The following is a 22,507-nucleotide window of genomic DNA, read 5'->3' as shown; positions in this document are numbered from 1 at the left end:
GGTGTGCGTTCCTTTCCCGGGGCGGGGATCAGGGCTTGAGGCGACCGGTGGCGAACATGGCGGCGGACCACGCCGAGAGCGCGGCGGCGAGGGCCCAGACCACGAGGAGGGCCAGGCCGGCGCCGACGTCACCCTGGCCGAGGAAGCCGATCCGCTCGACCTGCACCAGCCAGAAGACGGGGTCGACCCGGCTCAACGCGTCCCAGACCGGCGGGAGTTGGTGAACCGAGTAGAAGACCCCGCCGAGGAAGCCCAGCGGCAGCAGGACGATGGACTCCATGGAGTAGACGTGGTCGAGGGACTTGGCGAGGCTTCCCGCGATCACGCCGACCTGCGCGGCGACCAGAAGGACACCAAGGGTGCCGAACAGGAGGACGAAGGGCCGGGCGACGCCGCCGCCCCCGGTGAGCGGGAGCGCCACCGCGAGAACTCCCGCGCCGACCACCGCTCCCCGGGCCATGCCGCCGCACACCAGCGCCGCGTTGATCTCCCACCAGCGCAGCGGGCTGGCGAACACGTCGTGGATGTAGCGGTCGCGGCGGGCCTCGAACAGGCTGGTCGTGCCGTTGAAGAAGCCGACGTTGACGATCGCCTGCGCGAACAGGCCGGGCACGATGAAGCGGCCGTAGGAGACGCCGTCGACCGTGTCGACGTGTCCGCCGAGGGCGGTGCCGAAGACGACGACGAACAGCACGGTCGACAGGACCGGGCCGACGACGCTGTAGCGCCAGATGGTCAGGAAGCGCAGGACCTCCCGCTCCAGCAGCCAGAGGAACGGGGAGCGTTCGGGCCTGAAGGGCTCGCGGCGGGTGGGCAGGGCCGTGGTGTCGGTCATGCCACCTCCTCCCCCGTGATCACCCGGTCGTAGACCTCGGAGATGTCGCGGGCCGCGTAACGGTCCCGCAGGGAGGCCGCGGAGCCCCGGTCCACGATGCGGCCGGCCCGCAGCAGGGCGATCTCGTCGCACAAGGTCTCCGCCTCCTCCAGGTAGTGCGTGGTGAGCAGGACGGTGGTGCCTGCCGCGTTGAGGCCCTTGACCAGCCGCCAGATCTCCGAGCGGAGCTCCACGTCGACGCCGGCGGTCGGCTCGTCGAGGATGAGCAGCCGGGGGTGGTGCATCAGCGCCCGCGCGATGACGAGCCGGCGCTGCATGCCTCCGGAGAGTTCGTAGGCGCGGGCGTCCGCCTTGGAGTCGAGGCGGAACACGCCGAGCAGTTCGTCGGCGCGCCGCACCGCCGTCCTTCGCCCGATGCCGTGGTATCCGGCGTGGTAGATCAGCATCTGCCGGATCGACAGGAACCGGTCGACGTTGATCTCCTGCTCGGCCAGGCCCAGCAGCCGCCGGGCCTCACGGGTGCGGTGATCGTGGCCGAAGACGGTGAGCGTGCCGGTGGTGGGCCGGACGATGTCGCACACCGAGCCGATCAGTGTGGTCTTGCCGGCGCCGTTGGGGCCGAGCAGCCCGAAGAAGGCCCCGTCGGGGATCTCCAGGTCCAGCCCGGCCACCGCGGTGAAGCCGTCCTCGTACGTCTTGCTGAGCCCCTCGACGCGCAGGGCCGGCGGTCGGATGTCAGTCACCGGAACCATGGAACTGGTTGGCCGGCACCGGCAGCCCGTAGTGCTCGCGCAGGGTCGTCCCCTCGTACTCCTCCCGGAACAGGCCCTTGCCGCGCAGGATCGGCAGGACATGCTCGATGAAGGCCGCAAGGCCGGACGGCAGGGCCGGGGCCATGATGTTGAAGCCGTCCGCGGCACCGCCCTCGAACCAGCTGATGATCGCGTCGGCCACCTGCTCGGGCGTGCCGATGAACTCGAAGTGCCCGCGGCCGCCGCCGAGCCGCGAGATGATCTGACGGACCGTGAGATCCTCGCGCACCGCGAGCTCGATGATCAGGTCGGAACGGCTCTGTGAGCCCTCCAGCTTGGGGCGGGCGAGGATGAAGTCCGGCAGCGGCGCGTCGAGTTCGAAGACCGACGGCTCGGTCTCGAAGACGGCGGCGAGCTGCCGCAGCCCGTACTCCGGGATGCGCAGATCGTCGAACTCCTTGGCCAGTGCCCTGGCTTCGGCCTCGGTCGAGCCGATGTAGGGGACGATGCCCGGCAGCACGATCACACCGTCCGGGTCACGTCCGGCGGCCCTGGTCCTGGCCTTGATGTCGGCGTAGAAGTCGGCCGCGCGCTCGTAGGTCCGGTGGGCGGTGAAGATGGCCTCGGCGTGCCGGGCCGCGAAGTCCTTGCCGTCCTCGGAGGAGCCGGCCTGGACGAGCAGCGGGTAACCCTGCGGCGGGCGCTCGACGTTGAGGGGTCCGGCCACCGAGAAGTACCTGCCCCGGTGGTCGGGCCGGTGCAGCCGCGACGGGTCGGCGTAGCGGCCGGTCGTCTTGTCGGCCACGACTGCCTCGGACTCCCAGCTGTCCCACAGCGCCTTGGCGATGTGCAGGAACTCGTCGGCGCGGGCGTAGCGTTCGGCGTGGGCCGGGCGGTCGACCAGGCCGAAGTTGGCGGCCTCGTCGGCGCCCGCCGAGGTGACGATGTTCCAGCCGGCCCGGCCGCCGCTGACGTGGTCGACGGAGGCGAGGCGACGGGCCAGGTTGTACGGCTCGTTGTACGTGGACGACACCGTGGCGATGAGGCCGATCCTGTTGGTCGCCTGGGACAGCGCGGTCAGCAGGGTGAGCGGTTCGAGCTGGCCCGGCGGGCGGAACTCGCCGGTGCCCATGAGGGCCGGGCCGTCGGCCAGGAACAGGGAGTCGAACTTGGCGCTCTCGGCCAGCCGGGCCAGGTCGATCCAGTGCTGGAGGTCGAAGTCGGCCCGCGGGTTGCTGCGCGGGAGCCGCCAGGCGGCCTCGTGGTGGCCTGCCTCCATGAGGAAGGCGTTCAGGTGGAGGGTGCGTCGTGTGCGGCTCACTGCTGGACCTCCAGCTTCGAGCTGTCGTAGCCGGCCGGGAGGAGGTTGTCGGTGATGGTCGCGACATCGACCGTCTTGGTGATCTGGCCCGCCTCCAGGAAGGCGTCCGCGAGCTTCTGCTCGGCCGCGATGTCCGCCTTCTCCACCGGGGTCACCCGGGTCTCGAAGGCCTTCAGGGACGTCTTGGCGTCGGCGAGGGGGATGCCCTCCTCCTTGGAGATGGCCTCCGCGTACTTGTCCTCGTGCTTGATCGCCCAGGCGAACTCGTGGGCCAGTCGCTTGAGCACGTCCGTGAGGGCGGCCCGCTTGGTCTTGTCGTTCAGCGACTTCTCGCCGGCGACGTAGTAGCTGCTGGTCTGGTCGATGGGCGGGAGGCCCTTCGCCAGGATGCGGGCGCCGTTCTTGACCGCGATCGCCGACTGGGGGTTCCAGATCGACCAGGCGTCCACCTTGCCGGTGTTGAAGGCGGTGGCGCCGGCCGCCGGGTCGAGGAAGACCAGGTGCACGTCCTTGGGGGTGAGGCCGACGCTCTTGAGGGCGTTCAGGGCCAGGCCGTGGGCCGAACTGCCCTGCGGGACGGCGATCTTCTTGCCCTTGAGGTCCCCCAGCGTCTTCAGCTTGGAGCCCTTGGGCACGATGATGTTCTCGCTGGACTGGGTGGGCGTGAGGGACCGGTTGACGGCGACGACCTTGAAGCCGTACTCCTTCGCGGCGCCGGTGATCGGCGGGACGTCGCCGACGCTGCCGAGGTCGATGTCGCCGGAGGCGGCCGCCTGGACGAGCGGCGGGCCGTAGGTGAAGCGGGCGAACTTCACCTTGTACGGCGCGTTGTCGAAGACGCCGGTGATCTTGGCGAGTTCCTCGCTGCCGTCACCGCCGTTGTCGCCGATGGTGAACGTGTAGTTCTTCCACTCGGGGTGGCTGCCGGCGCTCGATCCGCCGGCGTCGGCGAGCGGGGTCGCCGCCTGTGACTCCCCTCCGCAGGCGGCGAGGGTGCCCATGAGAGCGAACACGCCTACGGCGCTGACGAGTCGGGAGGTGTTTCTGGGCATGGCTGATCACGCTTTCTGTGCTGTGGCGGAGGAAGTCGGGGGGTGGCGGGGACGGGGGTTCAGTGCTGGTTGGCGAGGCCCAGGTCGTTCAGGAGCGCGGCGCGCAGCTCCTCGCGGGCGACGCTCGCCTCGCGGTCGGCGGCGGAGAGTTCGACGAGGTGCGAGGTGCCGATACGGCCGTTGCTCATGACGACGATCCGGTCGGCGAGCGCGATGGCCTCGTCGACGTCGTGGGTGACGAGCAGCATGGCCGCGTGGTGCTTGCTGCGCAGGGCCCGGACGAGGTCGTGCATGCGCAGCCGGGTGATGGCGTCGAGGGCCGCGAACGGCTCGTCGAGCAGGACGAGTTCGGGCTCGGACACCAACGCCCGGGCCAGGGAGACCCGTTGGGCCTCGCCGCCGGAGAGCTCCTTGGGCCAGGCCTTCTCCCGGTCGGCGAGCCCGACCTCGGCGAGGACGTCGAGGGCGCGCCGGTCGGCGTCGGGGCCGTGCAGGCCGAGGGTGACGTTGCGCAGCACCCGCTGCCAGGGCAGCAGCCGGTCGGCCTGGAAGACGATGGCGCGCTTCGCGGGGACCTCCACGCGACCGCCGTCGGGCCGGTCGAGACCGGCGAGCAGCCGCAGAAGGGTGCTCTTGCCGCAGCCGGAGGGGCCGAGCAGGACCACCAACTCCTCGGCGCCGATGGTGAGGTCGAGACGGTCGAGGACCACCCGGTCGCCGAAGCGTCGGACGACCTGCTCGACGGCCGCGCCGGCCTGCTGCCGGGGGCGTGTCTCCTGGGTGACGACCGTGCTGCTCATGACGCCTCATAACTGGGGCGCCACCGCAGCAGCACCCGCTCGAGTACCCGGACGAACTGGTCGGCGAGCAGACCGAGGAGCGAGTAGATCACCAGCCCCACGAAGACCTGACCGGTCTGCAGATAGGTCTGCCCCTGGGTGATCAGGAAGCCGAGACCCTTGTCGGCGTTGACCGTCTCGGCCGCGACCAGGCCGAGGACGCTGTAGGCGAGGGAGAAGCGCAGGCCCACCAGGAATCCCGGCAGGGCCCCGGGCACCAGCACCCGGGTCACCAGCCGCCAGTTGCCCGCGCCCGTGGTGCGCGCCATCTCGATCAGCCGCTGGTCGACGCCCCTGATCGCGGCGAACAGGTTGAGGTACATCGGGACGCCGGCGCCGAAGGAGATGAGCAGCACCTTGGTCAGCTCGTCGATGCCGAACCACACGATCATCAGGGGCAGTACGGCCAGCAGCGGGATCGTGTTGAAGATCTGCACGACGCCGTTGAAGAGGAACTCCCCGCTGCGCAGCAGTCCGCCGAGCACCCCGGCGACGATGCCCACGGTGAGCCCGATCGCCAGACCGATGCCGGCCCGCTGGAGCGAGATGGCCAGGTCCGGCCCCAGTACGCCCTGCTGCCACAGGTCGACGGCCGACTTGACGATGGAGGTCGGCGCCGGGGCGTAGGTCTTCTTCAGCACCCCCGCCCTGGCGAGGACCTCCCAGGCGACGAGGATCACGACCGGGGTGGTGTAGATCCCCAGGGGCCAGCGCAGCCGCTCGCGAAGCGTGTGCCAGGTGGTCCGGCGGCGGGCGCCGCGGGGCAGGAACACCTCGCGGCCGGTGGCCCTCGGGGGCTCGGCGGCGGGGACGACCGCCGGGCTCTTGAGACTGATGTCGGTCATGCCACGGCCTCCAGTTCCAGGACGTCGCTGTAGTGCGAGGCGTCGCCGAGGAGTCGCTCGCTCGGGCGGCCGTCGACGCCGACGGGTATCTCGCCCGCGACGGTCACCCGGTTGAGGCGGCGCGGGTGGTCGTCGTAGTTGTCCACCGCGTAGTGCTGGGTGATGCGGTTGTCGAAGATCAGCAGCTGGTTCGGGGACCAGGTCCAGCTCAGGATGTTCTCCGGCCGGGTGACGTAGGACTGCAGGATGCGCAACAGGTCCGCCGAGTCGCTGCCGGACAGTCCGACGATCCGCTTGGCGAACCCGCCGATGAACAGGCCGGGTTCACCGGTGAGCGGGTGCACCCGGACAAGGGGGTGCTCGGTCTCGTACGGCGTCGAGACGAAGACCCGGTCGTACTCCTCGCGCAGGGCCGAGGCGGCCGCGGGGCGCGCGTAGTCGTACTGGTTGGTGTGCACCACGCGCAGCGTGTCGGCGAGGGCGCGCAGCGGCTCCGGAAGGCCGCGGTAGGCCGCGGCGGCGTTCGCGATGAGGGTCTGGCCGCCGTACGGCGTGGTCACGATGGACCGGAGTGTCGTCAGCTGGGGCGGGTTGAGCACGAAGGTGACGTCCGTGTGCCACTCGTTCGCCTTGGAGGTCTCGCTGTCGACGGCGAGGACGTTGGTGGTGCCGTCGGTGGCCGGCACGTTGGGATGCGCGGTGGTCAGTGCGCCGAACCAGCCGGCGACCCGTTCCTGACCCGCGTTGTCGAGGTCGACCTGGTCGAAGACGATCGCCTTGTGCTCGTTGAGGGCCTTGCGGAGCGTCGCGATCGTCTCGGGGTCCGCGGGTGCGGTGAGGTCGACGCCCTCGACGATCGCGCCGATGCGGCTCGTGAGCCGGTGAATGGACGGAGGCATGGGTGGGCCCCTCGGAGAGGTGTGTCATAGACAGGACAAAGACGCGCGGCTCACAGCCGTCGGCACGTCAGTGCGCCGACAGCCGGCTGTGCGGAGGTGCCTCGGCCCCGGATGCGGATACGGGGGCGAGCGGAGGGATCAGACGAGAAAGGAGCGCCGGAGGAGGAGTCCTCAACGGCAACAGAACGCGCCGGCGACATGCGCCAGGTCGATGTGGCGCCGCCGGGTCAGAACCACACGCGGTGTCATGAAACGGAGTTCAGCAGACGGCGACCGTCGTGGTCAATGATTTTCGGACAGGTCTCGCGATGCGGACACACCACAGGGCGCCCCACAGGCGGTTGCCCGAGAGACGCCCTGTTCGGAGCGGGTCACACGTATTCGGTGGCCGCGTCCAGTATCCAGTCCGTGAGATAGCCGGCGAAGGACGACCGCACCAACACCCAGAATCCGGCCCTGGGCTCGTCCCGGGCGACCAGGACGACCTGGGTGCGGCCCAGGGTGGTCTGGGCGCAGCGGCCGGGGGCGAAGACACGGGGGTGGAGGTCCAGGGCACAGCCGTGGGACAGGAGGTCACGGGCGCCGGGGCCGGCGACGAGGAGGGTGGTGCGCTGGGCGGAGACATCGGTGACGGAGACGAACTCCTCGCCGGCGGCCTCCCGGATCCGGCTCTCCAGGTCGCGCTGGGTGCCGGGCGGGGCGAGGAGCAGCCATTCGTCCGGGCCGAGCCACAGGACCGTCGACTCCCCCGCCCGCACCACCGTGTTGGGCTCCAGGGGCAGTTGGAGGCCGAGCGCGAGGCCCACGGCGTCCGCGGCGGCGCCCTTGGCGTCCAGTCGGATGTTCAGCTGGGCCAGGAAGGGGAGTTCGGCCAGCCGGATCGCGCCCTGGGAGTCGTGCGTCACGGCCGCCAGACGGTCGGCGGCGTGCCCCAGCGGGCTGCGGGGCGGGACGTCGAGTGCGGTGTCAGCCATCGCGGCGGGCTCCCTCGGGGTCGTAGAGGACGGGGCTGGCGACGGTCACCGGGACCAGCCGGTCGCCGACCGGGGCGTAGAGGCGCTCGCCGATGCGGTCCCGGCCGCCCTTGATCAGGGCGAGCGCGAAGGTGCGGCCGAGGGCGGCGCTGCGGTAACTGGAGGTGACATGGCCGAGCATCGGGACCGGTGGCGCGGGCAGTTCGCTCTCGGCGACCAGATGGGTGCCCTCGGGGAGGAAGGTGCCGGGGTCCTCCGGGAGCAGGCCGACCAGGTGCTTGCGGTCGGGGCGGACGGAGTCGGCGCGGGCGTAGGAGCGCTTGCCGATGAAGTCCGGCTTCTTCTTGGAGACCGCCCAGCTCATGCCGAGGTCCTGCGGGGTGACCGTGCCGTCGGTGTCCTGCCCGATGATCGGGTAGCCCTTCTCGGCGCGCAGGACGTGCATGGTCTCGGTGCCGTAGGGGGTGATGCCGTAGGGGGCGCCGGCCTCGTAGAGCGCCTCCCACAGGGCGAGGGCCTCCCACGGCGACACGTTGATCTCGTACGCGAGTTCACCGGAGAAGCTGATCCGGCACACCCGCGCCTCGATGCCGGCGACGGTCGTCTCGCGCCAGGCCATGAACGGGAAGTCGTCGTTGGCGACGGCCAGTCGCGGCGCGAGCGAGCCGAGAACCGCGCGGGACTTCGGGCCGACCAGGGCGACGGTGGCCCACTGCTCGGTGACGGAGGTGCAGTGCACCTTCAGCTGCGGCCACTCGGTCTGCAGCCACTCCTCCATCCAGTCCAGGACGGTCGCCGCGTTGCCGGTGGTCGTGGTGACCAGGAAGCGGTCCGGGGCGAGCCGGATGACCGTGCCGTCGTCGAAGACCATGCCGTCGGGGCGGCACATCACGCCGTAGCGGATCATGCCGACCTTCAGGGTGCTCATCAGGTTGGTGTAGAGCAGGTCGAGGAAGGCGCCCGCGTCCGGGCCCTGGACATCGATCTTGCCGAGGGTGGAGGCGTCCATGAAGCCGACGCCCTCGCGGGTGGCCGCGCACTCGCGCAGCACCGCCGTCTCCATGTCCTCGCCGTCCTGGGGGTAGTACCAGGGGCGCTTCCACTGGCCGACGTTCTCGAAGAGGGCGCCGTGACCGACATGCCACGCGTGGAGGGCCGTCGTACGGACCGGGTCGCTGAGGGCGCCGCGGTCGCGGCCGGCGAGAGCGGCGAAGGAGACCGGGGTGTAGGGCGGGCGGAAGGTCGTCGTGCCGAGCGCGGAGACGTCCACACCGAGGAGTTCGGCCACCACACCACTGGCCAGGACGCCGGCGGTCTTGCCCTGGTCGTTGGCGGTGCCGGCGGTGGTGTAGCGCTTGGTGTGCTCGACCGAGCGCAGCCCGGCGCCGGTGGCGCGGGACAGGTCGTCCACGGTGACATCGCGCTGGAGGTCGACGAAGCGGGGGGCGCCTTCGCGGCCGGGGACGGTGAACACCTGCATGGGCGGCGTGGGGCGGGGCTGCGCGGGTACCTGCGGGAGGCTCGGCGCCTCGGGGGTGTAGCCCTCGGCCTCGATGGCCCGGGCGCCGGCCGCCGCGCCCTGCGCGAGGACGCCTGCCAGGTCGAACACACCGCTCGCGCTGCCCGCGACCTCGACGGCCTGCCGGCCGGAGTCGGGCACGAAGGTGCCCAGTGTCTCGTCGTAGCGGAGCTTGCCGCCCGACTGGCTGAACAGATGCGCCACGGGGTTCCAGCCGCCGGAGACCAGCAGCAGATCGGCGGCGAACTCCCGCTGTCCCGTGGTCTGTCCGTACGGGGCGACGGTCACCGCCGTCAGGCGCGCCTCGCCCTCCGTGCCGATGACGGCATGGCCGGGCAGCACCTCGATCCCGGCCGCGCGGGCGCGGTCCGCCCAGGCACCGGGTTCGGGGCGGGTGTCGACGACCGCCGCGATGTCGACGCCGGACGCGGTCAGGTCGAGCGCCGCCGCGTACGCGCTGTCGTTGGTGGTGAACACGACGGCGTGCCGGCCGGGGAGAACGCCGTGGCGGTGGAGGTAGGTACGGGCGGAGGCGGCCAGCATCACGCCGGGGCGGTCGTTGTCCGCGAAGGCGAGGGAGCGCTCGTGGGCACCGGTGGCGAGGACGACCCGGCGGGCGCGGATGCGGTGGACGCGTTCGCGGGAGACGCCGGCCGGGGCTGCGGCGCCGAGGTGGTTGGTGCGGCGCTCGACGGCGAGGAGGTGGTTGTCGTCGTAGTGGCCGAAGACGGTGGTACGGCGCAGGACGCGGACGTCGGGGGCGGCGTCGAGGAGGGCACCGATCTCGCCCACCCAGTCGGGGAGTTCACCGGTGCCGAGAAGGCTGCCGCCGAGTTCGGCGTGGTCGTCGGCGATGATGACCCGGGCGCCGGTTCCCGCCGCCGCGGCCGCCGCCGCGAGGCCGGCCGGGCCCGCGCCGACGATCAGCAGGTCGCAGTGGTCGTGTACGGCGTCGTAGCGGGCCGGGTCCGGTTCGGTGGCGAGGCGGCCCTGGCCGGGGAGGCTGGTCGCCACCAGGCCGTCGTAGAGCTCGACGGCGGGGGCGGGGAGCATCGGCTCGGGGAAGGGCTCCTCGATCTGGACGACGGCGTTGGGTTCCTCCACGCCGGCCGAGAAAATGCCGCGGGGGCGGCCGAGCTTGATGCTGGTGCCTGCCTGGATGACGCCGTTGGCGAGGAGGGCGGAGGCGAGGGTGTCGCCTTCCACGCCCTGGTATGCGGTGCCGTCGAAGGTGAAGGTGAGGGTTCGCCGGTGAGCGCGGGTGCGGGCCGGGGGCTCCGCCCCCGGACCCCCGATCGGCCCCGAAAGGGCCTCGTCCTCGAACGCCGGACGGGCTGTCTGTGCCGGACCGGGCTCGGAAGGAACCGGCTGAGCGACAGATGTTCGCGGCTCAAGAGTCTCCGGCCGCTCCTCCCCCGCCCGGTAGACGGCCAGCAACTCGTTGGTCGCCGTGTCCCGCACCGCGTTGAACCAGCGTCGGCAGCCCGCCGCATGGGACCAGCGCTCGGCGAAGGGGCCCTTGGGGTTGGCGCGGAAGAACAGGTACCTGGCCCACTCCTCGTCGGTCAGCGCCGACGGGTCGGCCGGGTAGGCGACATGGGCCTGGCCGCCGTAGTGGAACTCGGCCTCGTCGCGGGGCCCGCACCACGGGCAGGGGATGAGCAGCATTTCGTTCGGCTCCCTTGAGGATCCCTAGTGGGCCACCGCGGCCGCGCCGTGCTCGTCGACGAGCGCGCCGGTGGTGAAACGGTCGAGCGAGAAGGGGGCGTTGAGGTGGTGGGGCGTGTCGTGGGCGATGGTGTGGGCGTAGACCCAGCCGACGCCGGGGGTGGCCTTGAAACCGCCTGTTCCCCAGCCGCAGTTGAGGTAGAGGTTGTCGACGGGGCTGAGGCCGACGATCGGTGAGGCGTCGGGGCTGACGTCGACGATGCCGCCCCAGGTGCGCAGGACGTGGGCACGGGCGAAGACCGGGAACAGCTCCAGGGCCGCCGCCATCTGGTCCTCGATGATGTGGAACGCGCCGCGCTGGGTGTAGGAGTTGTACGCGTCGATGCCCGCGCCCATCACCAGCTCGCCCTTGTGCGCCTGGCTGACGTACACATGGACGGCGTTGGACATGACGACGGTGGGGTGCACCGGCTCCAGCAGTTCCGACACCAGCGCCTGCAACGGGTGGCTCTGCAGCGGGAGTTCGATGCCCGCCATGGCGGCCAGGACCGAGGTGTGGCCGGCCGAGCACAGCGCCACCTTGCCCGCGGCGATCGGACCGAGGGTGGTCCGGACCCCGACCACCCGGCCGCCGACCACGTCGAGGCCGGTGACCTCGCAGTTCTGGATGATGTCGATGCCGGCCGCGTCGGCGGAGCGGGCGTAGCCCCAGGCCACGTAGTCGTGCTTGGCGATGCCGGCGCGCGGCTGGTAGGTGCCGCCCAGGACCGGATAGCGCACGTCCGGCGAGATGTTGACGATTCCGCAGACCTCTTTGACCTGCTCGGCGTCGAGCCACTCGGCGTCCACGCCGTTGAGGCGGTTGGCCTCGACCCGGCGGACGCTGTCGCGGACGTCCTGGAGGCTGTGGGCGAGGTTGAGCACACCGCGCTGGGAGAAGAGGATCGGGTAGTCGAGCTCGTCCTCCAGGTTCTCCCACAGCTTGAGCGCGTGCTCGTAGATGCCGGCGCTCTCGTCCCAGAGGTAGTTGGAGCGGATGATGGTCGTGTTGCGGGCCATGTTGCCGCCCGCGAGCCAGCCCTTCTCCAGCACGGCGACGTTGGTGATGCCGTGGTTCTTCGCCAGGTAGTGGGCGGTCGCGAGGCCGTGTCCGCCGCCGCCCACGACGATCACGTCGTACGAGCGCTTCGGCCGCGGTGTGCGCCAGAGGAACTCGGGGTGGTCGGGGAGGTCGGCGCCGGGGGTGGTGGGGCTCATCGGGCGTCTCCTGAGGCACCGGTGAGGTGCGGGTAGAGCGGGTGCTTGGCCGCCAGCGCCTCGGTGCGGGCGCGCAGGGCGGCGATGTCGGGCTCCGGCCGGAGGGCGAGCGCGATCACGTCGGCGACCTCGGCGAAGTCCTCCTCGGTGAAGCCGCGGGTGGCCAGCGCCGGGGTGCCGATGCGCAGGCCCGACGTCACCATCGGCGGGCGCGGGTCGAAGGGGACGGCGTTGCGGTTGACCGTGATGCCGATCTCGTGGAGGAGGTCCTCGGCCTGACGTCCGTCGAGTGCGGAGTCCCGCAGGTCCACGAGGACGAGGTGGACGTCCGTGCCGCCGGTCAGCACCTTCACCCCGGCCGCCGTCGCGTCCGGCCGCGTCAGCCGCTCGGCGAGGATGCGGGAGCCGGCCAGCGTACGGGCCTGCCGCTCGGCGAACTCCGGGGACGCCGCGACCTTGAAGGAGACCGCCTTCGCGGCGATGACGTGCTCCAGCGGGCCGCCCTGCATGCCCGGGAACACCGCCGAGTTGATCTTCTTGGCGAGGTCCGCCTCGTTGGTGAGGATGACTCCGCCGCGCGGGCCGCCGAGCGTCTTGTGGGTGGTCGTGGTGGTGACATGGGCGTGCGGCACGGGGTTCGGGTGCAGTCCGGCCGCCACGAGCCCCGCGAAGTGCGCCATGTCGACCATGAGAAGGGCGCCCACCTCGTCGGCGATCCGGCGGAACGCCGCGAAGTCCAGCTGCCTCGGGTACGCCGACCAGCCCGCGATGATCATCTTGGGGCGGTGTTCCTTGGCGAGGCGCTCGACCTCGTCCATGTCGACCAGGTTGTCGGTCTCGGAGACGTGGTAGGGCACCACGTTCAGCATCTTGCCGCTGTAGTTGATGCGCATGCCGTGGGTGAGATGGCCGCCGTGCGCGAGGTCGAGGCCGAGGACGGTGTCGCCGGGCTGCAGCAGCGCGAAGAACACCGCCGTGTTGGCCTGGGCACCCGAGTGCGGCTGGACGTTGGCGAACCCGGCCCCGAAGAGGGACTTGATCCGCTCGATCGCCAACCGCTCGGTGACGTCGACGTGTTCGCAGCCGCCGTAGTAGCGGCGTCCGGGGTAGCCCTCGGCGTACTTGTTGGTGGCGACCGAGCCCTGTGCCTCCATCACGGCGGTGGGCGCGAAGTTCTCGGAGGCGATCATCTCCAGGGTGGACTGCTGGCGGTGCAGTTCGGCGGCGAGCGCGGCGTGGACCTCGGGGTCCAGCTCGGCCAGGGGGGTGTTCAGCGCGTTCATACGGCGTTCGCGTTCCTCTCGGCGGCCTCGACGACGTTGGCGAGCAGCATCGCCCGGGTCATGGGGCCCACGCCCCCGGGCATCGGGGCGAGCCATCCGGCGACCTCGGCGGCCTCCGGGTGGATGTCTCCGACGAGCCCGTTCTCGGTGCGGGTGATGCCGACGTCCAGGACGGCCGCGCCGGGGCGCAGCATGTCCTTGGTGATCAGTCCGGGCGAGCCGGCGGCCGCGATGACGATGTCGGCCTCGCGGACGTGCCAGGCCAGGCCCTTGGTGCCGGTGTGGCAGAGGGTGACGGTGGCGTTCTCGGAGCGGCGGGTCAGCAGCAGCCCGATCGGCCGTCCGACGGTGATGCCCCGTCCGATCACGCACACCCTCGCCCCGGCGATCGGGACGTCGTGGCGGCGCAGCAGTTCGACGATGCCGCGCGGGGTGCACGGCAGGGGCGCCTCGGTGCCCAGGACGAGCCGGCCGAGGTTGACGGGGTGCAGTCCGTCGGCGTCCTTCGCCGGGTCCATTCGGGCCAGTACGGCGTTGGCGTCCAGGTGCGCGGGCAGCGGGAGCTGGACGATGTAGCCGGTGCAGGCCGGGTCGGCGTTGAGTTCGTCGATGACGTCCTCGACCTGCCGCTGGGTGGCGTCCGCGGGCAGGTCGCGCCGGATGGAGGCGATGCCGACCTGGGCGCAGTCCCGGTGCTTGCCGCCGACGTAGGCGCGGCTGCCCGGGTCGTCGCCGACGAGCACGGTACCCAGGCCCGGGGGCCGTCCCCCGCCGGCGGTCAACTTGGCCACGCGCTCGGCGAGTTCGCCGCGGATGGCGGCGGCGGTCGCCTTGCCGTCAAGCAGCTGTGCGGTCACCGGCGGTACTCCTTCCATCCGACCTGACAGGGAGCGCCCCACAGGGGCGCGGGGAACTGCGCGACCAGCCACGACGGACCCGCGGCCGACCGACGGACACCTCACCCACGGAGACGGGACATCGTCGGATCGAACAACGGCTCCTCCGCCACGACCGCCTCGACGCGCTGATCGAAGTAGCCGATCCGCAGCGCGGTCCCGGGAGCCGTCAACTCCACCGGCAACCACGCGTACGCGATCCCCTTGCCGATCGTGTAGCCGTAGGCGGCGCTGGTGACATGGCCGACCGCGCGCTCACCGTCGTAGACCGGCTCCTTGCCCAGCACGACCGACTGCGGGTCGTCGATGGTCAGGCAGGTCAGCTTCCGCCGTACCTCGCCCTTGCGGCGCTCCAGCGCCTCCTTGCCGATGAAGTCGCCCTTGTCGGGTTTCACGGCGAAGCCGACGCCCGCCTCGTACGCGTCGTGCTCGTACGTCATGTCGGTGCCGAAGGAGCGGTACCCCTTCTCCAGGCGGAGGCTGTTGAAGGCGCCGCGGCCGGCGACGATGCCGCCGAGCGGTTCGGCGGCCGCCCACAGCGTGTCCCAGAGCTTCTCGCCGAGGTCGGCGGTGGTGTAGATCTCCCAGCCCAGCTCGCCGACGTACGACAGTCGCATCGCGGTCACCGGGACGCTGCCGATGTACGCCTTCTTGGCGCGGAAGTACTTCAGTCCGTCGCCCGAGAAGTCCTCGTCGGTCAGGGGCTGGAGGACCTTGCGGGCCAGCGGGCCCCACAGGCCGACGCAGCAGGTGCCCGGCGTGATGTCGCGGACCTGTACGGTGCCGTCGGCCGGCAGGTGGCGGCCGAACCAGTCGAGGTCGAGGTTGCCGTTGGCGCCGACCTGGAAGAGGTCGGGGGCCAGCCGGGCCACCGTGATGTCGCTGCGGATACCGCCGTCGTGGTCCAGCAGCAGGGTGTACGTCACCGAGCCGACCGACTTGGCGACCTTGCCGGTGACCAGCCGCTCCAGGAAGTCGGCGGCACCGGGGCCGGAGACCTCCAGGCGCTTGAGGGCCGTCATGTCGTACAGGGCGACGGTCTCCCGGGTGCGCTGGGCCTCGGCGCCGACGATGGGCGACCAGTAGCGGGCGGCCCAGTCGTTGGGGGTCGGGATGTTGCGGCCCTCGACGAGTCCCGCGTTGGCCTCGTACCACTGCGGGCGCTCCCAGCCGTTCGCCTCCAGGAAGAACGCCCCGTGCTCCTGCTGGCGGGTGTGGAAGGGGCTCTTGCGGATGGGCCGCGGCTTACCCGAGGGCTGGAGGGGATGGAGGATGTCGTAGACCTCGACGAAGTTCTGGCAGTCGCGGGCCAGGACGTACTCGGGGGTGAGCTGGTGCGGCTCGAAGCGGTTGACGTCGCACTCGTGCAGGTCGAACGAGGAACAGTGGCCGTCGACCAGCCATTCGGCCATCGCCCGGCCGACGCCCGCGGAGTGGGTGACCCAGACCGCCTCGGCGACCCAGAAGCCCTTGACGTCCGGGGACTCGCCCAGCAGCGGGAAGTTATCGGTGGTGAAGGAGAAGAGGCCGTTGATGCCCTCCTCGACCTTCGCCTCCTTGGTGGCGGGCAGGAGGGACTGGGTCTCCGTCCAGGCGGGCTCGAAGTCCTCCTCGGTGAACTCCAGGACCGAGGGCATGGTCGCGGCCTCGTCGAAGGAGCGGATCTCGTCCGCGGTGATGGGCATCGGGCGGTGGCCGTAGTAGCCGATGCCGATGCCGTCGAAGCGGTCGCGGTAGTACAGGTCGGCGTCCTGGTGGCGCAGGATCGGGCGGACCGCCTCCTCGGTCTGGCCGGAAAGGGCGGGGATCGGGCCGGTCCAGGCGAGCTGGTGGGCGAGCGGGGTCAGCGGGAGGTTCATGCCCGCCATACGGGCGATCTTCGGGCCCCAGATGCCGGCGCAGCACACGACGATGTCGGCTTCCAGATCGCCCTGGTCGGTGCGGACGCCGGTGACCTCGCCGTCGGCCTGGAGGATATCCAGGACCTCGTGGCGGGGCAGGAAGGTGACCCCGCGCCCGGTGGCCCGGCGGATCTGCGCCTCGACCGCGAGGACGGCCTTGGCGAGGCCGTCGGTGGGGACGAGGAGGCCGCCGAGGACCTTGTCGCGGTTGACCAGGGGGTGCTGTTCGAGGCACTCGTCGGTGGTCAGCAGCCGGGCCTCGATGCCCCAGGCGGTGATCCAGCCGTGGCGGCGGTGCAGTTCGGCGAGGCGCTCGGGGGTGGTCGCCACTTCGAGGCCGCCGACCTGAAGGAAGCAGGGCTTGCCGTCGACGTCGAGGGAGCAGAACTTCTCGACGGTGTAGCGGGCCAGCTCGGTCATGGTCTTGGACGAGTTCGTCTGGAAGACCAGGCCGGGCGCATGCGACGTGGATCCCCCGGTGGCGGGGAGTGGACCCTGGTCCACCACGGTCACTTCGGTCCAGCCTCGTGCGGAGATCTCGTCGGCGAGGGCCGCTCCCACGACGCCCGCTCCGATGATCACCACTCGGGGTCCCGCCATCGCCGCACCTCCGGATTCAAAACCGTTCAGTTGCTTTCTGCGCAACGTGATTCAGGTTGCGCAACTCAGCGTGCCTTCCGTGGGAGGGGGTGTCAAGAGGTCCGTGACGTCGGAAAACAGCCCGGAACACAGCCTGAACACGCCCTGAACACGGCGATGCCCGGCGGGCGGTACGCAGGTCGTGCGCGTACCGCCCGCCGGGCGTGTTCGACCGGTCCTGCCATCCGGCTACTTCAGCCAGGCGTCCACCTTGTCCTTGTTGGCGTCGACCCACTTCTTGGCGGCCGCGTCGTCGGACAGCTTGTCCTGGGCGATGTACTTGGCGACCTCGTTCTGGTCGTCGTTCGTCCAGTTGAAGTTCTTCACCAGGTTGTAGGCGGGGCTGCCCGACTTGGCGAACTTCGCGCTGACGATCTTGTTGAGGTTGTAGACGGGGTAGTCGCAGGCGACCTTGGCCGCGTCGGCGTCGCAACCCGTCTTGTAGGCGGGCAGCGTGACCTTCTTCAGCGGCACCTCGGACAGGAACCACTGCGGCTCGTAGAAGTAGCCGATGACCCACTGCTTGTTCTTCTCGGCCGTGCGGAAGGCCTGGATGAGCGCGGTCTCGCTGCCCGCGTACACCACCTTGAAGTCCAGCTTCAGGTTCTTGACCAGCGCCGCGTCGTTGGTGACGTAGGACGGGTCGCCGTCCAGGAGCTGGCCCTTGCCGCCCGACTCGGACGTCTTGAACTTCGCCGCGTACTTGTTGAGGTTCTTCCAGTCCAGGATGTCGGGGTGCGCCTTGGCCAGCCACGGCGGCACGTACCAGCCGATGAGCCCCTTGTTGCCGGTCTGCCCGGCGTCCACGGCGGTCTTCTGCTCGTCTATGTACTTCTTCACCAGGTCGGCGTGGCCCCAGTTCTCCAGGACCGCGTCGACCTCGCCGGTGCCGAAGCCCTGCCAGGCGATCTGTTCCTTGAGGTTCTTCTTGTTGACCGTGCAGCCGAGGTTGTGCTGCGCCACGTACGCGACGACCGCCGCGTCGGCCTCGTAACCCACCCAGGGGTTGACCGCCAGGTTGAACGTGCCGCACTTGCCGGAGCTGCTCGAGCTGCTGCCGGAGCCCGAGGAGGTGTCGCCGACCTTCGCACCGCCGCACGCGGTGAGGGTGAGGCCGAGGACGGCCAGGCCGGCCGCGCCGGCTCGCCAGTGTCTTGCCATGGTGTCCTGCTCCTTTAAGCGCTCGCGCGTCGCGCCGCTGCCTGTGTGATCCGGTCGAACATGACTCCGAGCAGTACGATGGCGACTCCTGCCGCCAGCCCCTTGCCGTACAGCTCGCTCTGCGAGAATCCGGCCACGACGTCGTAGCCGAGGGCGCCTGCTCCTACCAGGCCGCCCACAACAACCATCGACAGCACGTAGATGAGCCCCTGGTTCGTGGCGAGCGTCAGGGCACTGCGTGACATCGGCAGTTGGACCTTGGTGATGATCTGCCAGGTGTTGCACCCGGCGGAGGTGGCCGCTTCCACGGTGGTCTCGGGCACGGCCCGGATCCCGTCCGCGATGATCTTCATGGCGACCGGTCCGCCGTAGACGATCGCGGCGACGATGGCCGTGAAGCGGGTGGCGCCGAACAGCGCGAGGAACGGCACGAGGTAGACGAACGGCGGCATGACCTGGGCCGCGTCCAGAGTGGGCCGGATCATGCGGTCGGCCAGCACGCTGCGGCCCATCCACACGCCGAAGACGATGCCGAGGACCATCACGAGGACCGTGGCGACGATCGTCGAGGCCAGCGTGGTCATGGCGTCCGACCAGACACCGGTGCCGATCAGGAGGCCGACGCACACCGCGGTGGTGACGCCCGACCTCCAGCCGCCGAGCACCACGGCCAGGGCGACCAGCACCGCGCCGACGACCCACCACGGGGAGTCGGTGAGCAGCGTCTGGAACGGGTTGAGCAGACCATTGGTGATCGCGTCGCGGAAGGCGTTCGTCACGCCCGACAGGTTGTCCTGCGCCCAGTTGGTCACACTGTCCGCGGCGCCGGCGATGTGGGTGCCCACGGTGCCGTCGCCGGGGAAGTCGGCCGCCCAGACGTAGGTGTGCGACAGGTAGACCAGCACCAGGGCGACCACGGCACCGGCACCCAGCAGGGGCCGGCGCCACTTCACGAACCGGTCCCTGGCATAGCGCGCGTGCTCCTCACGCGCGCTGGCCGCGGTGGTGACACGGTCCAGGACGATCGCCATGACGACGATGGCGAGGCCCGCGTTGAAGGCCGTGCCGACGTCCAGCGACTGCAGCGCCTGCAGGACGACCGGGCCGAGACCGGGCGCGTTGATCAGGGCCGCGATGGTCACCATGGCCAGAGCGGCCATGATGGTCTGGTTGACGCCCATCACCACGGTCCGCTTGGACATCGGCAGCAGGACCTTCAGCAGCGACTGACGGCTGGTGGCCCCGAGGGAGTCGGCCGCCTCGACCGTGGTCCTGGAGACGTTGCGGATGGCGTGCGCCGTGATGCGTATCGTCGGCGGGGCCGCGTAGATCACGGTGGCGATGGTGCCGGACGCGCCGCCGATGAGGAAGAACAGGGTCAGCGGCGCCAGGTAGACGAAGGTCGGCATCGTCTGCATAAAGTCCAGGAACGGCGTCATGATCCGGTTGAACCGGTCCGAGAGCCCCGCCCACACCCCGAGCGGGATCGCGAACAGCAGGGCCACGAACACCGCGCACAGAATCAGCGCCAGGGTGTCCATGCTCTGCTGCCACAGACCCTGCAGCCCGAAGAAGGTGAAGCCGGCCACGGTCAGCAGGGCGACCTTCCAGTTGCCCAGGGCCCAGGAGACGTAACCGGCGAGGCCGACCACCCCGAGCCAGCCGATCTGCGGGACCGGGCGGCCCCCGGACGGCTGGGAGATCAGGTGCTGGACGAAGGTCACCAGATTGTCGATGACCAGCCGGATCTCGTTGAAGAAGTACAGGAAGAGCGGGTTGGAGTTGCGGTTGGCGCCGATGGAGTCGTTGAGGTCGTTGATCCACCGGTGCAGGTCGGTCAGATCGGCCACCGCCAGCGACAGGGTCTGCTTGCCGCGCAGCAGGGCGAACAGCACCAGCCAGACGACGATGATCGCGCCGATCACCACGGGCCGGCCGACCTTGCGCGCGACCTTGGGCGGCGCCTGCGGTTCCGCCGCCTCCGTCCGCTCGGGCTGCTCGGGTTTCTCGATGGCGACGGTCATCACGCGCCGCCTTCCTGCCCGGCGACGACCGACAGGATCTCCTCGTCGCCGACGATGCCGAGCAGCTTGCCGTTCTCGACGACCTTGACCGGCTTGTCGGCCGCGAGGACGGCCCGGGTGGCCTCCTTCACCACGACGTCCGGACCCAGCTCGGGGCCGTCCAGCTCGTCGCCGTCCTCCAGTGCGCGCATGATCCAGCGCAGGGTGAGCACATCACCGCGCGGCACGTCCTTGACGAACTCGCGTACGTAGTCGTCGGCGGGGGCGCCCACCAGCTCGTCGCCGGTGCCGCACTGGACCATCTTGCCGTCGCGCATGATCAGGATGCGGTCGCCCAGCTTGAGCGCCTCGGAGAGGTCGTGGGTGATGAACACCATGGTCTTGCCGACCTCGTGGTGCAGCCGGATGACCTCGTTCTGCATGTCCCGGCGGATCAGCGGGTCCAGCGCGGAGAACGGCTCGTCGAAGAAGAGCACGTCCGGGTCGCCCGCCAGCGCCCTCGCCAGGCCCACGCGCTGCTGCATACCGCCGGAGAGCTGGTCGGGGTAGGAGTTCTCGTAGCCGGCCAGACCGACCAGCTCGACGACCTCCAGGGCCCGCCTGGTGCGCTCGGCCCTGCTCATCCCGCGGATCTCGAGGCCGAAGGCCACGTTGTCGACCACCCGGCGGTGCGGCAGCAGCCCGAAGTGCTGGAAAACCATGGAGAACTTACGGCGCCGCAGGTCCCGCAGCCGGGCCGGGTCCGCCTGCCGGATGTCCTGCCCCTCGAAGACGACCTCGCCCGCGGTGGGCTCGATCAGCCGGGTCAGACATCGCACCAGCGTGGACTTGCCGGAGCCGGACAGCCCCATGACGACGAAGACCTCGCCCGGCGCCACGTCGAAGCTGACGTCGCGTACGGCGGCGGTGCATCCGGTGCGGTCCATGAGCTCGCGCCGGCTGAGCCCGCACAGCTCCTCCGATTCCGGCACCCGGTCGGCCTTCGGCCCGAACACCTTCCACAGATTGCGCACGGATATGACGGCCGTGCCGTCCGAGTCCTGAGGCGTGCCGCGCCGCTGCGCCACCTCGGTCTGTGTGGGGGTCACGATCGACCTCTTTTCGGCGTTCAGCCGCGGAACCAGTGCTGCGGCCGGGGTTGGATGTTCTGCCAGATGTGCTTGGGCTCTCGGTACTCGTCCAGGCCGGTCGGTCCCAGCTCCCGGCCCACGCCCGAATGCCCGAAGCCACCCCATTCCGCTTGCGGCACATAGGGGTGGTAGTCGTTGATCCACACCGTGCCGTGGCGCAGGCGCCGGGCGACCCGCTGGGCCTTGCCGGCGTCCTGCGTCCAGACCGCGCCGGCGAGTCCGTACTCGGTGTCGTTGGCGATGCGCACGGCGTCGTCCTCGTCGGTGAAGCGCTCGATGGTGAGCACCGGTCCGAAGGACTCCTCGTGCACCACGTTCATGTCCTGCCCGCACTCGTCGAGGACGGTCGGCGGGTAGTAGAAGCCGTTCGCGAGGGCCGGGTCGTCCGGGCGTTCGCCGCCGCAGCGCAGCACGGCGCCCTCGGCGACGCCCGCGGCGACGTACGCCTCGACCTTCGCGAGGTGCTGGGCGGAGATCAGCGCGCCGGTCTCGGCGTCGGCGTCGAAGGGGCCGCCGAGCCGGATCCGGCTCGCCCGCCGGACCACCTCGTCGACGAAGCGGTCGTGCAGCGAGTCCTCGACGATCAGCCGGGCGCCGGCCGAGCAGACCTGCCCGGAGTGCAGGAAGACGGCGGTGAGGGCGAAGTCGACGGCCGTCTCGAAGTCGGCGTCGGCGAAGACCACGTTCGGGTTCTTGCCGCCGAGCTCCAGCGCGACCTTCTTCACGGTCGCCGCCGCGGTGGCCATGATCCGCTTGCCGGTCTCCAGGCCGCCGGTGAAGGACACCATGTCCACGTCGGGGCTCTCGGAGAGCGGCGCGCCGACCTCGGGTCCGGTGCCCAGGACGAGGTTGCCGACGCCGGCCGGGAGGCCGGCCTCCTCCAGGGCCTTCAGCAGCAGTATCGAGGTGGAGGGGGTGAGCTCGCTGGGCTTGAGGACGAAGGTGTTGCCGGCGGCGAGGGCCGGGGCCACCTTCCAACTGGCCTGCAGCAGAGGGTAGTTCCAGGGGGTGATGAGTCCGCAGACCCCGACCGGCTCGTAGACGACACGGCTGACGGCGTCCTCACGTCCGGTGTCGATCACACGTCCCGCGTCCGTCCCCGCGATCCCGCCGTAGTAGCGGAAGCAGGAGACGACGTCGGCGATGTCGTACTCGCTCTCCACCAGACGCTTGCCGGTGTCCAGCGACTCGGCGCGGGCGAACTCCTTCGCGTCGCGCTCCAGGATGTCGGCGGTGCGCAGCAGCAGGGCGCCGCGCTCGCGCTCGGGGGTGCCCGGCCAGGGGCCCTCGTCGAAGGCGCGACGGGCCGCGGCGATCGCCGCCTCGGTGTCGGGGCGTGTCCCTTCGGAAACGGTCGCGCTCAGCGTGCCGTCGGAGGGACATCGGATCTCGCGGCGGCCTCCGGCCACCGCGTCCCGCCATTCACCGTCCACATACAGGTCTGCCACGCGCCTTGCCCTTCAGCTGAAATGCGTTGCGCATCGTGCACCCAATTGCTTGTGGTGGAACACC

18 protein-coding genes are annotated in these 22,507 nt (G+C 70.6%); all 18 read right to left on the bottom strand.

Annotated features, from left to right (window positions below; all coding sequences use genetic code 11):
- Positions 1–28 precede the first annotated feature (28 nt).
- Positions 29–835: an ABC transporter permease gene (locus tag ABZT17_RS05245; protein WP_356343909.1), complete on the bottom strand. Its 807-nt coding sequence runs from the start codon at positions 833–835 to the stop codon at positions 29–31.
- Positions 832–1,578: an ABC transporter ATP-binding protein gene (locus ABZT17_RS05240; RefSeq protein ID WP_356343906.1), complete on the bottom strand. Its 747-nt coding sequence runs from the start codon at positions 1,576–1,578 to the stop codon at positions 832–834. The genes ABZT17_RS05245 and ABZT17_RS05240 overlap by 4 nt, the downstream gene beginning before the upstream one ends.
- Positions 1,571–2,908, bottom strand: a complete 1,338-nt coding sequence (locus ABZT17_RS05235; RefSeq protein ID WP_356343904.1) for an LLM class flavin-dependent oxidoreductase — start codon at positions 2,906–2,908, stop codon at positions 1,571–1,573. Before ABZT17_RS05235 ends, ABZT17_RS05240 begins: the two co-directional genes overlap by 8 nt.
- On the bottom strand, positions 2,905–3,960 hold the full coding sequence (locus ABZT17_RS05230; RefSeq protein ID WP_356343901.1) for an aliphatic sulfonate ABC transporter substrate-binding protein: 1,056 nt from the start codon (positions 3,958–3,960) through the stop codon (positions 2,905–2,907). Before ABZT17_RS05230 ends, ABZT17_RS05235 begins: the two co-directional genes overlap by 4 nt.
- Before the next feature lie 59 nt (positions 3,961–4,019).
- Positions 4,020–4,760 carry an ABC transporter ATP-binding protein gene (locus ABZT17_RS05225; RefSeq protein ID WP_356343899.1) on the bottom strand — a complete coding sequence of 247 codons (741 nt, stop codon included), beginning with the start codon at positions 4,758–4,760 and terminating at the stop codon, positions 4,020–4,022.
- The gene (locus ABZT17_RS05220; protein ID WP_356343896.1) at positions 4,757–5,644 is read right to left on the bottom strand and encodes an ABC transporter permease; all 888 of its coding nucleotides are present in this window, start codon (positions 5,642–5,644) and stop codon (positions 4,757–4,759) included. The genes ABZT17_RS05225 and ABZT17_RS05220 overlap by 4 nt, the downstream gene beginning before the upstream one ends.
- Entirely contained in the window at positions 5,641–6,543 is a 903-nt protein-coding gene (locus ABZT17_RS05215; protein WP_356343894.1) for a TauD/TfdA family dioxygenase, read from the bottom strand. Before ABZT17_RS05215 ends, ABZT17_RS05220 begins: the two co-directional genes overlap by 4 nt.
- Positions 6,544–6,714: 171 nt before the next feature.
- Positions 6,715–6,792 carry a putative leader peptide gene (locus tag ABZT17_RS05210; protein WP_356344121.1) on the bottom strand — a complete coding sequence of 26 codons (78 nt, stop codon included), beginning with the start codon at positions 6,790–6,792 and terminating at the stop codon, positions 6,715–6,717.
- Between the two features lie 122 nt (positions 6,793–6,914).
- A complete protein-coding gene (locus tag ABZT17_RS05205) occupies positions 6,915–7,517 on the bottom strand; it encodes a sarcosine oxidase subunit gamma family protein (protein WP_356343891.1) in 603 nt (200 codons plus the stop codon).
- A complete protein-coding gene (locus ABZT17_RS05200) occupies positions 7,510–10,704 on the bottom strand; it encodes a sarcosine oxidase subunit delta family protein (protein ID WP_356343889.1) in 3,195 nt (1,064 codons plus the stop codon). Before ABZT17_RS05200 ends, ABZT17_RS05205 begins: the two co-directional genes overlap by 8 nt.
- Positions 10,705–10,728: 24 nt before the next feature.
- Positions 10,729–11,961 carry a sarcosine oxidase subunit beta family protein gene (locus tag ABZT17_RS05195; RefSeq protein WP_356343887.1) on the bottom strand — a complete coding sequence of 411 codons (1,233 nt, stop codon included), beginning with the start codon at positions 11,959–11,961 and terminating at the stop codon, positions 10,729–10,731.
- Positions 11,958–13,244, bottom strand: a complete 1,287-nt coding sequence (glyA, locus tag ABZT17_RS05190) for a serine hydroxymethyltransferase (protein WP_356343885.1) — start codon at positions 13,242–13,244, stop codon at positions 11,958–11,960. The genes ABZT17_RS05195 and glyA overlap by 4 nt, the downstream gene beginning before the upstream one ends.
- Positions 13,241–14,101: a bifunctional methylenetetrahydrofolate dehydrogenase/methenyltetrahydrofolate cyclohydrolase gene (locus ABZT17_RS05185; protein WP_356343883.1), complete on the bottom strand. Its 861-nt coding sequence runs from the start codon at positions 14,099–14,101 to the stop codon at positions 13,241–13,243. The genes glyA and ABZT17_RS05185 overlap by 4 nt, the downstream gene beginning before the upstream one ends.
- Before the next feature lie 101 nt (positions 14,102–14,202).
- The gene (locus ABZT17_RS05180) at positions 14,203–16,641 is read right to left on the bottom strand and encodes an FAD-dependent oxidoreductase (protein ID WP_356343881.1); all 2,439 of its coding nucleotides are present in this window, start codon (positions 16,639–16,641) and stop codon (positions 14,203–14,205) included.
- A 228-nt stretch (positions 16,642–16,869) separates the two neighbouring features.
- Positions 16,870–17,841 carry an ABC transporter substrate-binding protein gene (locus tag ABZT17_RS05175; protein WP_356343878.1) on the bottom strand — a complete coding sequence of 324 codons (972 nt, stop codon included), beginning with the start codon at positions 17,839–17,841 and terminating at the stop codon, positions 16,870–16,872.
- Between the two features lie 14 nt (positions 17,842–17,855).
- Positions 17,856–19,865 (bottom strand): ABC transporter permease subunit, encoded by a 2,010-nt coding sequence (locus tag ABZT17_RS05170; RefSeq protein ID WP_356343876.1) that lies wholly within the window; start codon positions 19,863–19,865, stop codon positions 17,856–17,858.
- Positions 19,865–20,953 (bottom strand): glycine betaine/L-proline ABC transporter ATP-binding protein, encoded by a 1,089-nt coding sequence (locus ABZT17_RS05165; protein ID WP_356343874.1) that lies wholly within the window; start codon positions 20,951–20,953, stop codon positions 19,865–19,867. The genes ABZT17_RS05170 and ABZT17_RS05165 overlap by 1 nt, the downstream gene beginning before the upstream one ends.
- A 20-nt stretch (positions 20,954–20,973) precedes the next feature.
- Positions 20,974–22,443 (bottom strand): aldehyde dehydrogenase family protein, encoded by a 1,470-nt coding sequence (locus tag ABZT17_RS05160; protein WP_356343872.1) that lies wholly within the window; start codon positions 22,441–22,443, stop codon positions 20,974–20,976.
- Positions 22,444–22,507: the final 64 nt, after the last annotated feature.

Source organism: Streptomyces sp. NPDC005648, from assembly GCF_040605395.1.
GTDB lineage: Bacteria > Actinomycetota > Actinomycetes > Streptomycetales > Streptomycetaceae > Streptomyces.
This window is presented reverse-complemented; position numbering and strand designations above follow the sequence as displayed.